Source organism: Rhodococcus sp. NPDC076796 (genome assembly GCF_040702765.1).
In the GTDB taxonomy this organism is placed as follows: Bacteria; Actinomycetota; Actinomycetes; order Mycobacteriales; family Mycobacteriaceae; genus Rhodococcoides.
The window spans coordinates 69,757-84,674 of record NZ_JBFBMS010000005.1 but is presented as its reverse complement, the minus strand read 5'-3'; the positions used below and the strand labels follow the sequence as shown (position 1 = coordinate 84,674).

The window sequence follows — 14,918 nt, the reverse complement described above, 5'->3', positions numbered from 1 at the left end:
ACGTTCTACTTTTTGTTGGACCATCTGCCGGGGGGCGATGACACAGTGACCACATCGACGCGCAGTCGGTTCGCGGCCTATCTCGGCCCACAATCGAAGCCGTACATCGACAGCGCAGTGCTGGGCGAGCTCCGCGACGTCGCGATTCTGGAGAATCAGGCGTGCGCTCGCAAGGTCGCTCTGGCCGCCGCCATCTGGGATACGTGTATTCATCAGAACGTCCTCGTCGGTGATGTCATTCAGGACGCGGGCAACTATGCGGCGTCCGAAACTGCGCACGTCCTGGGTTGCTCGAAGACCGTCGCGAACACATACGCCGAGGTCGGTATGGACCTTCGACTTCGGCTTCCTGCCGTCGCGGCCGCGTTCGAGGCAGGGGAACTCGATCTGCCTCGCGTCCGCGCGATTTACCGTTGTACCCACAACCTGACGCATGACGCGGCGACAGCCGTCCAAGGCGAGGTTCTGTGCGCTGCACGACGCCTGTCACCGGGCCCGCTGGCGACGGAAATCTGGTCGATCATGTTTCGCATCGCACCCGAGCAGGCTGCCGCTCTACGCAAGGACTTGGAACGGCACACCAACGTGACGTACACCGACAAAGATGTGCTGTCGACGCTGAAGGCCGACCTCACCGCGTCCGACGCCGCAGCTGCCTGGCAACTCATCAACGAGATGGCCGCCACCGTCTGTCGGCGCGATTCACGGACCCGAGGGCAGAAGCGTGCGGCCGCGTATGTCGCTCTGCTGCAACAGGAGTCTTCGATGGCATGCATGTGCGAACCTACCGAGGAAAACCCGTGCACGGCCGATACCTCACGCCCGGATCGGCGTGCGCCGCTGACGGTGATCACGGTCGACCTCGCCACGCTCGCCGGTCTGCTGTCCAATCCTGCTCACCTGTCCGGGCACGGCACCATCGATGCCGAGTACGCCCGGGAACTCGCCGACAACGCTCACTGGCAGGTTCTTCTCACCGAGGCACGCAACCTTGCCGAGACACTCGGTTACGGCGAAGACCTGGAATCACTCATCGACCTCGACCTCACCCCCGACACCGACACCGAGAACGGCGCAGGCACCGAAGACAAGGGTGCCGTAAGCAGGGCCGGCAGCGGCAGCAGCGGGCCGAGTCACAGCCGATCGAACCACAGCGGATCGAGAGGTGGCCGGAAGAAGCCCCGGGGATCGAAGGCACGCAAGACGAGGAACAGCAGGTCCGAGGGCAGCAGGTCGCATGTGGTGTTTCATCCGCTGGGCCGCGGTCGTCGTCGCGTCGGCGGTTCTGTTCCTCGGCCCCCGCGGGCGCAGGAGTCCGCACAACCACCGCGAAGCAGCTGTGTCGCCACGCCGTATCGCGGCACCTACACCTTCGTTGCCGAACTCGAAGCCGCGATTGCCGCAGATCCCGCGCTCGGGCTCGCACTGCACCCGGACGGGCACGGCGGTCTTGTGCTGCCACCACCCGGAGCGCTCGTCTATCGGCCCACTACTGCACTTGCAGAACGTATTCGGTATCGCGATCGCACCTGCCGACATTCTGGCTGCGACGTCCCGGCCCAGCAGTGCGAGATCGACCACATCGTCCCGTATTTCCATCGCAACCCCTCGACGGGAGGCTGGACCGTCGACACCAACCTGCACTGCCTGTGCCGCTACCACCACAGCCTCAAGACCATGGGCCTGTGGACTCCTGTCATGCTCGCCGATGGTGTCGAGTTCTGGATCTCCGATGCCGGCACCACCGCAGTCACCGTTCCCGGCACGACGCAACTCGCGGACTTCAGCCACCTACCGAAGATCCACTCGAAGCCGAGAGGGACAGCGCATCAGCGTGATTCGTCGACTCCGAGGCCGGCGGGACCACACCCGACCCCGATGCCCACCTCGGCACCCAAGGACGAGCCACCGCCCTTCTGACCGAGCCCGAGAAGTGCACACAGGCGTTCCGCCGCAGTCGAATGTGTCTGCGGCGGAACAACTGTGCCTGTCAGATTCGCGGGCGTCAGCCTGCGTAGGTACTCAGGTCGTACACCGTCGCGCCGCCGACCGTGGTGGCCGTGAAGTTCGCCTCGACCCATTCCTGGATCTGCGAGGACGTACTCTCCGAGTCGCCGCCCATTCCCCCGCGAGCCATACCGCCACCCATCCCACCGGACACGTAGTACGTCACTTCATGGTTGGAGACGTACTCGATGAACTCGTCGAGCGACGGCGCAGGATCACCGCTCCAACCGCCGATTGCCATGACCGCAGTATCGGACGACAACTCGTACCCCGCAGCCGACATGGAACCGTTCACCGCAGCAGACCATTTCGTCGTCGTGGACTCGAGCAGAGCCGACAACTCCTCGTTGGACTCACCGCCCATACCGCCACCCATGCTGGGCATACCGTCCGTGTCGCCCGTACCGCCGTCACCGCTGCCGAATCCAGCCGGCAGTTCCGCCGCAGCCGCAGCACCGTCCGGGACCGCAGCACCGTCCGGCATTCCACCGTTCAGCATTCCACCGTTCGGCATTCCACCGGGCGGCATTCCACCACCCATGCCACCCATCCCGCCGTCGGTGACTGCACCGGTCGGGCCTGCGGTGGGGATGGATCCGCTGTGCGCGTTGGTAGTCGTAGCGATGGCGTACGACGCCCCGCCGCCAAGACCGGCCACGGCACCGAGAATCAGTGCTGCCGCTGTGAGCTTCGTGTAGCGCCCGGCAATCAGGATCATGACGGCAGCGACGACGGTTCCCACCAACAGGATCCATTTCAACGCCGGCAGCCAGTCCGCGTTGCGCTGCAACAGCACCCAACTCCAGATTCCGGCCGCGATCATCACCGACGCCATACCAGCTCTGCCCCAAACCGATTCGCGTCGGAGCCACAGCGCGTAGCCGCCGGTTCCGATCATGCCCGCGAGAGCCGGAGCCAACGCGACGGTGTAGTACGGGTGGATGGTTCCGGACATGTAGCTGAAGATCAGCGCAGTCACCAGAAACCAACCGCCCCACAGAATCAGGGATGCGCGCAGCAGGTCGGTCCGTGGTGCTCGGCCACGAGCGATCAACCCGAACACCAGCGCCACCAAGGCCGCCGGGATGAGCCAGGAGATCTGTATTCCCATCTCACTGCCGAACAGCCGGTCCAGTCCGGTCGACCCACCGAAGCTCGATCCGGCAGCCCCGGCCCTCATTCCGGCCGGAGCCTCCATCCCACCACCACCGGTATTGCCGAAAATGCGACCGAGGCCGTTGTACCCGAGCACCAGATCCATGACGGTGTTGTCGGTGGATCCGCCGATGTACGGTCGGGCACTCTCCGGCCACAGCTGAACCGTCAACACCCACCATCCCGCAGCGACGATCAGCGCCGCAAACGCGCCGATGAGATGCAACAACCGGGCCCGTAACTGTGCCTGTCCCGCAACGAGATACGTGAGACCGAACGCCGGCAGCACCAGAAGTCCCTGCAACATCTTGGTGAGGAACGCGAATCCCAGCGCCACACCGGCCAACGCGAGCCACATCGCGGCACGTCGCCCGGCTGGTGTCTGCAGAGACCGCACGACGAAGTAGCCGCCGAGCGTCATGAGGAGAACCAGCAGCGCGTCGGGATTGTCGAAGTCGAACATCAACGCCGCCGCCGGAACCGACGCCAGGGCGAAGCCGGCGAGCAAACCGGCCGTGGGGTTCGCGACGCGCTTGACCGCGGCATACACCGTCGCCACGGCGGCGACACCCATCAGCGCCTGGGGAAGAAGCAAGCTGAAGCTGGAGAACCCGAAGAGTCGGGCCGACAGCCCCATTACCCACAGTGCTGCGGGCGGTTTGTCCACGGTGATGAAGTTCTCGGAATCGAGCGATCCGAAGAACCACGCCGTCCAGTCCTTGGTTCCTGCCTGCACCGCAGCGGCGTAGAACGTGTTCGCGTAGCCACTGGCCGTCAGGTTCCACAGGTACAGCGTCGCTGTGGCCGCGAGCAGAACCAGCAGCCCGAGCAGGTGCCGGCGTCGATACCACCACCTGTCCTGCCAGGACGGCTGGCGGGCGTGCGACGGAGGCATCGCGGCCGGTCGGTCGAGTTGGGCAGTCATCGCAGATCCTGTTCGTCGAAGTTGTCGACTACGAGAATGTGCGATGGACCGTCGGCCGGGCTGGGAGCAGCCTGCGAACTTGCTGTGAGCGAAAGAGCTCGCTCAGACGCGATCGGCGTACACGACGATGTTGTCGTCGTAACTCGAGATGTCCGAGTCGAATTGGCCGCCACAGGTGATCAAGCGCAAGCCGGGGTGGTCGATGTCTCCGTAGACCTTGTCGGTGGGGAACGCATCCTTCGGATACTGCTCCACCGCGCTGACGACGAATCGGACCGTGGTGCCGTCCTGGCTGACGACGGTGACATCGTCGCCCTGTTCGAGATCACGGAGCCGGTAGAAGACACCGGGGCTGCCGCCCCAATCCACATGCCCCGCAACGATCGACGGTCCCAGTTGCCCCGGAACCGGCGACCCGGTGTACCAACCGGCGGGGAAACCGCCTGCGGGAACTTCCATCGAGCCGTCCGGACGCAGACCCAGACCCATCACATCGGAGTCCACACCGATCGCACCGATCTCGAGGCGCGCAGGTGGTGACCCGGGAGCCGACGACGATTGGGCTGCAACGTCGTCCGTCGGGGCGACGTCGGCAGGAGCAGAAGAAGACGAGGACTTCGAATCGTCCTGCGAGGGGCCGGCATCCGAGGGCGTTGCGCAGCCTGCAACCAGAAACAGCAGCATGAAGCAGGCCGCTGCCACCGCCCGCACCACGGCCCGAGGACGGGTCGTGGTGCGGGCGGATTCAGCCAGAGGTACCGATACCTCGACGGTAGGTCTCACCGATCAGTTCCGACGGCGAGTCAGAGTCAAGGCAGAGACTGCACCGACCGCAAGCACAGCCAGCAGAGTCCACATCGGAACGAACGAGGTTGCGTCAGAGGATGACACAGTGCTGCCATCACCGGTATCGACGCCACCGTTCGGAATCTGGGTGATCTGACCACCCGGGTTGTACGTGCCCGGCTGATCCGGGCCACCCGGTGTGTTCGGCTGGTTCGGGGTGTTGGGCTGATCAGGCGTGTTAGGCGTGTTGGGAGTGTTAGGCGTGTTGGGAGTGTTCGGTGTGTTGGGGGTGTTCGGTGTGTTCGGCTGTTCCGGCACGTTGGGGACACCCGGGGTGTTCGGCAGTTCAGGCGTCGGGAGACCCGGGATCGGCGGGATCGTGATCACCGGCGGCACACCCGGGATGATCGGGGGTACTTCGATGACGATCGGCGGCGTACCGCCACCGTCACCCGGGGTACCCGGTGTACCGCCACCGTCACCGGGGGGCGTCGTGGTGACCGGAGGGGTAGTGGTCACCGGAGGCGTAGTGGTCACCGGGGGTGTCGTGGTCACCGGGGGTGTCGTGGTCACCGGGGGTGTCGTGGTCACCGGGGGTGTCGTGGTGATCGGGGGTGTTGTGGTCGTCGGAGGAATGACGGTTTCACAGTTCGGTCGGGTGATCCTGTTCGAGTCCAGAGTCACGGCACCGTTCCGGGCAAGCAAGCGTCCGTCGACGGTGGCGCCGGTGGTGGCGGTGATGGACTCCAGCGCCATGACGGTGCCGACGAACTCGGTGTCGGTCCCCAACGTCGCGGAGCTACCGATCTGCCAGAACACGTTGCACGGGTTGGCCCCGTTGGTGAGCAATACCTCGCTCTCGGAGGCTGTGATCAGGGTCGACGCCGCCTGGAAGATGAACACGGCATCCGAGTTCCCCTGGGCGTCCAGTGTCAGCCTTCCGGTCAGGCCGAGAGTGCCCGATCCTCCGTACAGTCCGGCGAGAAGAGTCTGCCCGCCGAGCTCCACTCCGACGTCGGCCGGGCCGGTTCGGCCGGCCGCATCGTTGTAGCCGACGGTGAGATCTGATTGTGCTTGTGCAGCAACGGTATCGCGGTCGTGGATCACTCCGCCGGTGACCAAGCCGGGTGGAAATCCGGTGACGCTGGGGGGCTCACCTTCACCTGGGCTGACACCGACATCACCGCTGATGGTCGACGTGCCGGTGTTGGTGACCGTGGACCCAGCCAGTACGGCGAAAGTTCCTGCGGTTCCGAGGCCCACGGTGGTGGGCTGAGCAACGGCAGGAGATGCAGTGATCAGCATGAGTGCGCTGGTGGCCAACGCGACCGAACCGGCGAGTGGAACGAGGGTTCTGCCTCTACGCCTGATGGGGGTCGACGTGCGGCTGTGCTCTGTTGCGGGCATGGATTGCATACCGTTCTGCTGGTGGGGGCGAAGCAGACATGTTGCCCGACTTCGTAGTTCACGCAATCGGTCCCCCGACGAGTCCGATTGCGTTGCAAGTGTTTTCCGCGACGTTCGACGAAATCACTGACAAACGTCAGGGGCGTCGAGGTATCGCGGTGTACCGCGGAGATGTCACCGGCCGATTGGCTTCAGCAGGGCGACAAAGTGAGAGTTCAGCGGAGGCTCATGCCCACTCCGCAACTATGAGTTTCCCCGTATCTCTACGGTGTAGAACTACAGCACACCACGTGTAGCATCCCGAGTCAAGCGAAAAGTGTTGCCGAACAACAAGTTTGTTTGGGGCTACTTACCGGTCGGTTTACTGCTTTACGAAAGGGGTGCCAGCCGATGTCCACAACAGACCGATTCGGCCCACACTCCAGGGGCAAGATCGACCGCGAGTACGTGGTATCGGCGGCGCTGTGCATCGTCGATCGCACCGGCCTCGACAGCCTGTCGATCCGGAGCCTCGCGGCGTCGATCGATCGCGATCCGATGACCGTGTACCGGTACCTTCCGACCAAGGAGGCACTACTCGACGCCATCGCCGATTCGATACTCAGTCCGCTCCTGACGGTCGATGTGACCGATGCCGATTGGCAGGGACAGCTACGAATGTTCGCTCGGCACTATCGCTGTCTCGCCCTCGAGCATCCGCACGCGGTAATTCTGCTGTCCACCCGCCCTCATCGAACGCCGCTCGGACTGGGCACCACGAGGTCTTTGAGGTCACTCGAAAGCGTGCTGGCGTTGCTGATCAACGCAGGATTCACCGCACCCGAAGCGTTGTCGACCTATCGGCTGCTCAAGTCCTTCCTCCGCGGTCACCTGCTGAGCGAGACTCAGGAAATGCCCGAGAACCCCGACGAGACCGGCGACCGCCTCAGCCTGGCGTTGCGCCGACTACCCGTGGACGAATTTCCGTTGCTGTCCACTCTGCCGCCGCTCATCACCGCGTACGACGGTGCCCACGAACTCGAGCGTGGTCTGGACGTCCTGTTCGCAGGTCTCGTGCGCACCGTTGTGCCGGCCGAGGCTGTCACGCCCGCCGAATCGGCGCGAAAGTCTGCACTGAGTCTCGAGTGAGGAAGTCCAGCAGGATCGCGTTGCACAGCGCAGGCTTCTCGACCAAGAGCCCATGGGAAGTGCCCGGCACGATCGAGAGTTCGGCGACCGGCGCGCCGCGATAGAACTCGGTGGCGTGCTCGATGCTCACCTCGTCGTCGTCGCCGATCATCACCAGCGTGCGGACCGACAGCTCGGCCAGCATCTCGGGCGTCAGGGCCGGATCGGTGCTGTGCATGTCGTCGAGCCTGCGCACGAAATCGCTTCGCTCGGTCTGGCCGGACATTCCACCGCCCCAGCCGTCACGGTGGAACACGCTCGCGACGCAGGCGAGGCGCTCCACCAGATCCGGTCGTTGCAGCGCGACCAACAGGGCCACCACGCCGCCGTCACTGCACCCCGCCAGTTTCGTGGGTCCTCCGACGACCTGCTCGATGAAGGCGATGGTGTCGGTGGCCATGTCCGCAAAGGTCAATGCCGTCGACAGTCCGGGCCCCTCGACATCGGGGGTTCGGCCGTGGCCCCGACGCTCGGGGGTGTACACCCGCATCGTCGACGCCAGGCCGGCGACGGTGACGTCGAGCGCCCGCGCGTCGACACCACCGGGGTGCAGAAACACCACCGGCTCCCCGTCGCCGACCTCTGCGTACCAGGTCTGCACCGGCCCCAGCTGTACCCAGCGCTCTGTCATGAAACTCCCATACGCACCCGGATCCACCAGCGGCGGCCTCGCCCGGCTACCTGTGCAGACCTGCGCGTCGCCCGAAACTCACCGGAGGGCAGCGATCAGACCAGACCGAGCCCCGCCTCGTTCGCTCGCTCTTCGTCACGCTCTTGCTGCGCCGCAGCCAAGCCCGACATCGTCCGCAGCGGCACTTCTTTCAAAAAGAGCACCAGCACGAATCCGAGGAGCATCAGGATCGACACGGCCAGGAACACGTAGTCCATGGCGTCGGAGAAGCCGATGCGGAACGGTTCGGCGAGAGCGGGTTCGAGCTTCTGAATGAACGAACTGTCCTCCAGTGCACTGCCGGCGACGGAGGCATCACCCGAGGCGATCGCCTGCGCGAAACCGGACTGCAGAGGATCGGAACTGGTTGCGGCGCTCTGCACCGCCTGCTGGAACGCCGGGGTCGAACTCGCGGCAACCAACGCGTCACCCGTCTTAGGGGTCAGCTGGGTGAACAGCATCGACAGGAAGACGGCAACACCCACTGTCGCACCGATCTGCCGGAAGAACGTTGCGGCAGAGGTGGATACACCCATGTCCTTGGGCGGCATCGCATTCTGGATGGCCAGGGTCAGCGGCTGCATCATCGAACCGAGACCGAGGCCGAACACGCCCATGACGACCATCGTCTGCCACAGCGGGGTGTCGGCGTGCACGTAGTGGAAGACGAACATCGCGATGGCCATCAGTGCCGTACCGACGATCGGAAAGATCTTGTAGCGCCCCGTCTTCGAGATCATCCGACCCGAGACGATCGACGCAATCATCAGGGCACCGACGAGGGGCAAGGTCTGGTAGCCGGCCAGCGTCGGCGAGGATCCCTTGACCACCTGCAGGTACTGAGGCAGCAGCGAGATGCCACCGAACATGGCCGCGCCGGCGATGACGCTGACAGCAATACACAACGAGAACAACGGGTTTCGGAAGAATCGCATGGGGATCAGGGCGTCGTCGCCCATCTTGATCTCGGCGAGCACGAACGCGATGACTCCGACGATGCCGATTCCGAAGCACAGCAGGGCCCGCGGCGAGCTCCATCCCCACACACGTCCCTGCTCGGCGATGATGAGCAGCGGCACGAGGCCGACGCTGAGAAGTACTGCGCCCCACCAGTCGACGCGCGCCTCGCGGCGATACACCGGCAGGTTCAGTACTCGCCACACCACCACGAGTGCGATGATGCCCAGCGGGACGTTGATGTAGAAGACCCAGCGCCAGCCGGTGATTCCGAGGATCGACGACTGCCCGGCGAGCAGTCCACCGATGACCGGCCCGAGCACGCTCGACGTTCCGAACACGGCCAGGAAGTAGCCCTGGTACTTGGCACGTTCGCGCGGCGGGACGATATCGCCGATGATCGCCAGCGCCATCGACATCAGACCACCTGCACCGAGGCCTTGGACGGCACGGAAGGCGGCGAGCTCGTACATCGACGTCGCGATGCCGCACAGCATCGATCCGACGACGAAGATCGAGATGGCCGTCATGAAGAACGGCTTGCGCCCGTAGAGGTCGGACAGCTTGCCGTACAACGGGGTCGAGACCGTCGAGGTGATGAGGTAGGCCGTCGTCACCCAGGCCAGGACCGAGAACCCGTTGAGGTCGTCGGCGATGGTCCGGACGGACGTCGAGACGATGGTCTGGTCGAGGGCCGCGAGGAACATTCCCATCATCAGGCCCGACAGGATCGTCATGATCTCGCGATGCGAATACTCGCCGCTCGCGGGCTTCACTTCAGGCTCGGTAACCATCTCTTGGATTCACCTTTACATAGCATTTACTTGTGTCCTACAACGATATTCGGGACACCAGCATGCGCGCAGAACGCCGTCTGTGCAACGAATTAAGGCAGGTGGTCTACTTACGCCTCATCCGGTCTCGCACCTCACGCATCGTGTGCGGGTGAATGCCCTCGGCAGCGAGCACCCGCCGAGTCTTGCGCCGCGTCAACAGAACCCCGGTGATCGCGATGATCCACACCGGGAACTGCGCGAGCAACGCCACCCGGAAACCGTCGAACGTGTAGCCGCCCATCGCGTCGAGAATCCATCCGATCGCCGCGATCACCAACAGCGAAGCCAGGAAGCCGCCGATATTCACCATCCCCTGCGCCGTCCCCAGATTGGCGCTCGGATTGAACGTGCGGGCGTAATCGAACCCGATCACCGATCCCGGACCACCCACCGAGATCACCACGACGAGCAGCACCAGCAACCACAGCGGCGCGGGTCCTGGTAGCGCCAACACGATCGCCCACATCGTCGCGTTGCTGATCATGATCGCCAGTACCAGCCACGACCGACGCATCGGGTAGCGCCCGGTGAGAAGACCCACCACGATGCCCGACGCCACCGCGGCCAGCACCGACATCGTCAGCAACGCTCCGGCCGTCGATGCCGACAGGCCCTGCGCCGACGTCAGATACGGCACACCCCACAGCAAGGCGAAGACCGTGATCGAGAACTGGGTGCCCATGTGCGAGAAGAAGCCGAGCCGGGTGCCGGGCCGACGCCACACCTCGGCGATGGAGGCGAGGGTCTGTCGCAGCGTCGTCGGCTCGAACACGGGGGCTGCACCGTCGTCGGGGCGATCCCTGACGAGCGCGAGAACCAGCACGAGGGCAAGGAGCCCGAGTGCCGCTGCGCTGCCGAACGCGAACGTCCAGCCGGGTCCGTTCAACAGAATCAAGAACGGGACCGCGGAGAGCACCTGGCCGAGCTGGCCGAGCAGACCGGTCAGCTGCGAGACGATCGGCACTCGTCGCGGCGAGAACCAGCGCGGCACCAACCGCAGCACCGAGATGAACGTGAGCGCATCACCGACACCCACGAACGCCCGCGCAGCCACCGCGATGGGGAGCGATTCCGTGAGCGCCAGCGTGATCTGAGCCGACGCCATGATCAGCGCGCCCGCGGCGATCATCTTCCGTGAACCGATGCGATCCAGCAGTACCCCGGCCGGGATCTGCATTCCCGCGTACACGATCACCTGCAGCACCACGAACGACGACAGCAGGGACGGCGACACCGAGAACCTATCGGCCGCACTCAGGCCTGCGACGCCGAAGGACGTCCGGTGCAGCACTCCGACGATGTAGGCGAAGACACCGACGCCCCACACCACCCAGACTGTCTTGCCAGTACTCACCGGACGATTGTGTCAACCACGTTGTGGAATAGTCGGAGCCGGTAGTACCCGAAGCAGGCAGTAGTCGAAGCAGGCAGTAGTCGAAGCAGGACAAGGAGTGATGTCGTGGCCAAGCAGCTGTTGGTGCTCAACGGTCCGAATCTGAACATGCTCGGAACCAGGCAGCCCGAGGTGTACGGCCACGCCACTCTCGCCGACGTCGTCACCCTGTGCGAGAAGACCGCCGCCGAGCACGGACTCACCGTCCGGGCCGAGCAGTCCAACCACGAGGGCCAGCTCATCGACTGGATTCACGCGGCCCGCGGGGTGGCGTCGGGCATCGTCATCAATCCGGGCGGGTTGACGCATACGTCCGTGGCACTGCGCGACGCACTCGTCATCCCGGAGGTGCCGATCATCGAGGTGCACATTTCCAACGTGCACGCCCGCGAGGAGTTTCGGCATCACTCCTTCGTCTCCCCCATCGCCAGCGGCGTCATCGCCGGACTCGGGATCGACGGATACCGATTCGCCATCCAACGACTGGCTTCTCTCATCTGACACTGCTCTGGTCTGACACAGCTCTCATCCGGCGCTCAGGATCGACTGCCTAGACTGGCCGCGTGAACACGAGCAAGAACGTCTCCAAAGACATCAAGGCCATGCAGAACGGCGACAAGAATCGTCGGACTCTGATCCAGATCGTCGTCGCAGTCGTTCTGATCGCGCTCGTGGCTGCAATCGCACTGTTCATCGTCAACAAGGATTCGACGTCGGGGGATGCATCTCCCGCCGCAGGCTCCGGCGCGTCGACCGGAGCCCAGCTCACCCCCAGCTCGTTGACGGACGACGGTGCTATCCGCTTCGGCAACCCCGACGCCACCACCGTCATCAGCGTCGTCGAGGACTTCCAGTGCCCGGCGTGCAAGAACTTCGAGTCCATCAGCGGATCGACGTTGCAGCAGCTGGCCGACGCAGGCAATGTCGCCGTCGACTATCGCCCCATCTCCATTCTCGACCGGTTCTCGAACGGAACCATGTACTCGACGCGCGCCGCGAGCGCTGCTGTCTGCGTCGCCGAGAACGACCGCGACAACTGGATGAACTGGCACACCGCCATGTTCGAGCAGCAGCCGTCCGAGGGCGGTACCGGACTGACCGACGACGAGCTCGTCGCGATCGCCGCCGCTGCAGGTGCCGACTCCCCCGCCGTCGCGTCGTGCATCACCGACGGCAGCTACACCGATTGGGTCACCACCCAGACACAGTCGGTCCTCGGCGAAGGCATCAACGGAACACCGAACGTCCGGGTCAACGGCACCGACATCGCCAACCCGACGCCCGAGAACATCCTCGCCGCCGCAGCCGGTAACTGAGCAACTGGTAACCGAACCATGCGAACCCGAGCAGGCGCTGCAGTTGTCGGCCCAGCTGTCTTCACCCTGTTCAGCGCTCTCGGGTTACTCGCTGCGCTGACGCTGACGATCGAGCGATTCAAACTGCTCGAGGACGCGTCGTACGTCCCGTCGTGCAGCCTCAATCCGGTGCTCTCGTGTGGGTCGGTGATGGTGACGAAACAGGCGGCGCTGTTCGGCTTTCCGAACCCCATCCTCGGCATCGTCGCGTTCTCGGTTGCGCTCGTCGCCGGGGTGCTGTGGCTCGGCCGCGTCGAACTGCCGCACTGGTTCTGGCTCGGACTGAGCGCTGGCCTGCTGCTCGGCGAAGTATTCGTGCACTGGCTGATCTTCGAGAGCCTGTACGAGATCAACGCCCTGTGCCCCTACTGCATGGTGGTGTGGGCGGTGACGATGCCGTTGTTCGTGCTGGCCCTGAGCCGATTGGTCGGCTCCGGCCCGAACAACGGCGGCACCGTCGGCCGTCTCTTCCTCGAATGGCGCTGGACGCTGCTCGCGGTGTGGTACGCAATCGTCGTCGCGCTCATCGGAATCCGCTTCTCGGACTACTGGGCATCCCTGTTCTGACAGTTTCGCAAAACTCATGAGTCGAACGTCTGCACCGTGCATGATGGGTGCAGCACCCGAGTGAGCCTGATCACAGCTACTGGCTCGGGGAAGATCGTTCGAGTAGCAGGAGTCGATACATGGCAGGCGATCCATTCGCAGTCATCGTTGCCGTCATCGTGTCCGCCGCCGGTGTTGTCGCCGGAACGGACGCCCCGGCTCCGATTCCGGATCAGGCGGTGCAGGATCAGGCGGCAGAGATTGCCGCCAACGCCGAAGATCAGGCGACGACGATGAGCGATCAGTGGACCGAACTCCTGGGCACTCTGCCCGAACCTGCCGCCGACATCGCCGACCGCACCCTCTCCGACGCCGCCGAGGGCCTGCACACCGCCGCCGAACCGATGCTCCCCGACCTGCCGACGGTGGAAGACATCGAAGCAGTCGACACAGAAGCCGCCGGCACAGAACCAGCCGACACAGAACCAGCCGCCACCGGGGCAGCGGTGCCGACCGCGCCGGAAGGTGCACTGGCCGCCCTCCCCATCGCAGCTGCTACCGGTTCCCCCTCGGCGCCATTGCCGTTCAGTGTGTTCTCGTCGAGTGCGGTGTCCACCACTGCGGCCGCACTCGGTGCCGGTGCCGTTCAATTTGCCGGCCGCACCTACACCGCTGCCGATATCGCCACCCAGACGGCATTCATGGCGTCGGCCGAGGCCATCAGGCGTGCACTGTTTCCGGGCCAACCCGCGACGTTCACCGGCATCAATGTGGGCCCGATTGCTTTGGGTGCAGTGGGAGCCATCACCGCCTTCGTGCCGTGGCTGCAGAAGGCAGGCAACATCTGCGGCGGCGTCAAGGCGACGACGATCGCGGCACTGTATGCCGCCGAGAACGGCTTTCGACACGGCCCCACTGCTCCGGTCTCGAGCACCGGCGCGCAAGGTCCGGGGCAGTTCATGCCCGGCACCTGGGCGACGTACGGCAAGGACTACGACGGCAACGGCGTCATCGACGTCAACAGCATCGGTGATTCGGTGATGGCGTCGGGCACCCTGCTGTGCGATATCTACGGACAGGTCGACGGTTGGAAGCGGGAAGGCAGGGTGTCCGGTGACACCTTGGATCTGACCCTGGCCGGATACAACGCAGGCGCGGGAGCGGTACTGCGGTCGGGCGGAATGCCCTCGGGCACATTTGATTACGAGACGCAGACCAAGCCGTACGTCTCTCGCATCCGGGCGACCGAAGCGCAGTTCGCGGCCATCCTCACCCCGTTCGCCGGACTCGACCTCACCGGAATCGGCGGCCGATCGGTGCAGTTGGCGATGGACTACCTGGGACTGCCGTATGTCTGGGGCGGCGGAAACATCAACGGACCGTCCGGTGGCGGATTCGACTGCTCGGGCCTGACGTCGTACGCCCTCTACAAGGCCTCGGGCGGAAAGGTGACACTGCCCCGCACCTCGGAAACTCAGTGGAACGTGGGCACCGAGATCCCGATGGAGCTCGCGCAACCGGGCGATCTGCTGTTCGGCAACTTCGGACCGGCCGGGCCGGGTCACGTGTCGATCTACATGGGCAACGGGCAGATGGTGCATGCACCCCAACGCGGCGACGTCGTGCGAGTAGCACCGGTGTTCGACGGAATGCGCGCCCGTCACATCGTCTAGCGGTGCACACTCGGCCTGTCCGCGTACAGTGCGGTCGTGAC

Annotated in this window: 12 protein-coding genes; 6 read left to right on the top strand and 6 right to left on the bottom strand. The window is 64.6% G+C overall.

The window, feature by feature from the left end; genetic code table 11:
• Positions 1-45: 45 nt before the first annotated feature.
• Positions 46-1,920, top strand: coding sequence for a DUF222 domain-containing protein (locus AB0366_RS17405; protein WP_366245005.1), 1,875 nt, complete (start codon positions 46-48; stop codon positions 1,918-1,920).
• Between the two features lie 85 nt (positions 1,921-2,005).
• Here AB0366_RS17405 and AB0366_RS17400 read toward each other — a convergent pair whose 3' ends face one another.
• From AB0366_RS17400 to AB0366_RS17390, 3 genes are all read right to left on the bottom strand, one after another.
• Positions 2,006-4,087, bottom strand: a complete 2,082-nt coding sequence (locus tag AB0366_RS17400) for a glycosyltransferase family 39 protein (RefSeq protein WP_366245004.1) — start codon at positions 4,085-4,087, stop codon at positions 2,006-2,008.
• A 102-nt stretch (positions 4,088-4,189) separates the two neighbouring features.
• Positions 4,190-4,870, bottom strand: coding sequence for a class F sortase (locus AB0366_RS17395; protein ID WP_366245003.1), 681 nt, complete (start codon positions 4,868-4,870; stop codon positions 4,190-4,192).
• Positions 4,871-4,873: 3 nt separating this feature from the next.
• Positions 4,874-6,280: an ice-binding family protein gene (locus tag AB0366_RS17390; RefSeq protein WP_366245002.1), complete on the bottom strand. Its 1,407-nt coding sequence runs from the start codon at positions 6,278-6,280 to the stop codon at positions 4,874-4,876.
• 390 nt (positions 6,281-6,670) lie between these two features.
• On the opposite strand from AB0366_RS17390, the gene AB0366_RS17385 reads away from it, so the two are divergent.
• On the top strand, positions 6,671-7,408 hold the full coding sequence (locus AB0366_RS17385) for a TetR/AcrR family transcriptional regulator C-terminal domain-containing protein (RefSeq protein WP_366245001.1): 738 nt from the start codon (positions 6,671-6,673) through the stop codon (positions 7,406-7,408).
• On the opposite strand, the gene AB0366_RS17380 is transcribed toward AB0366_RS17385, so the two are convergent.
• The 3 genes from AB0366_RS17380 to AB0366_RS17370 all read right to left on the bottom strand — a co-directional run bounded on the left by AB0366_RS17380 (position 7,362) and on the right by AB0366_RS17370 (position 11,264).
• Positions 7,362-8,078 carry an alpha/beta hydrolase gene (locus tag AB0366_RS17380; protein ID WP_366245000.1) on the bottom strand — a complete coding sequence of 239 codons (717 nt, stop codon included), beginning with the start codon at positions 8,076-8,078 and terminating at the stop codon, positions 7,362-7,364. The genes AB0366_RS17385 and AB0366_RS17380 overlap by 47 nt on opposite strands.
• Positions 8,079-8,173: 95 nt before the next feature.
• Positions 8,174-9,868, bottom strand: coding sequence for an MDR family MFS transporter (locus tag AB0366_RS17375; RefSeq protein ID WP_366244999.1), 1,695 nt, complete (start codon positions 9,866-9,868; stop codon positions 8,174-8,176).
• Between the two features lie 106 nt (positions 9,869-9,974).
• The gene (locus tag AB0366_RS17370) at positions 9,975-11,264 is read right to left on the bottom strand and encodes an MFS transporter (protein WP_366244998.1); all 1,290 of its coding nucleotides are present in this window, start codon (positions 11,262-11,264) and stop codon (positions 9,975-9,977) included.
• 105 nt (positions 11,265-11,369) lie between these two features.
• Between AB0366_RS17370 and aroQ the strand changes: the two genes are divergently transcribed.
• The 4 genes from aroQ to AB0366_RS17350 all read left to right on the top strand — a co-directional run bounded on the left by aroQ (position 11,370) and on the right by AB0366_RS17350 (position 14,877).
• Entirely contained in the window at positions 11,370-11,804 is a 435-nt protein-coding gene (gene aroQ, locus AB0366_RS17365) for a type II 3-dehydroquinate dehydratase (protein WP_366244997.1), read from the top strand.
• Positions 11,805-11,866: 62 nt separating this feature from the next.
• Positions 11,867-12,619: a thioredoxin domain-containing protein gene (locus tag AB0366_RS17360; RefSeq protein WP_366244996.1), complete on the top strand. Its 753-nt coding sequence runs from the start codon at positions 11,867-11,869 to the stop codon at positions 12,617-12,619.
• A gap of 18 nt (positions 12,620-12,637) precedes the next feature.
• A complete protein-coding gene (locus tag AB0366_RS17355) occupies positions 12,638-13,225 on the top strand; it encodes a vitamin K epoxide reductase family protein (RefSeq protein ID WP_128645241.1) in 588 nt (195 codons plus the stop codon).
• 119 nt (positions 13,226-13,344) lie between these two features.
• Positions 13,345-14,877, top strand: a complete 1,533-nt coding sequence (locus AB0366_RS17350; RefSeq protein ID WP_366244995.1) for an NlpC/P60 family protein — start codon at positions 13,345-13,347, stop codon at positions 14,875-14,877.
• The last annotated feature ends 41 nt before the right edge of the window (positions 14,878-14,918 follow it).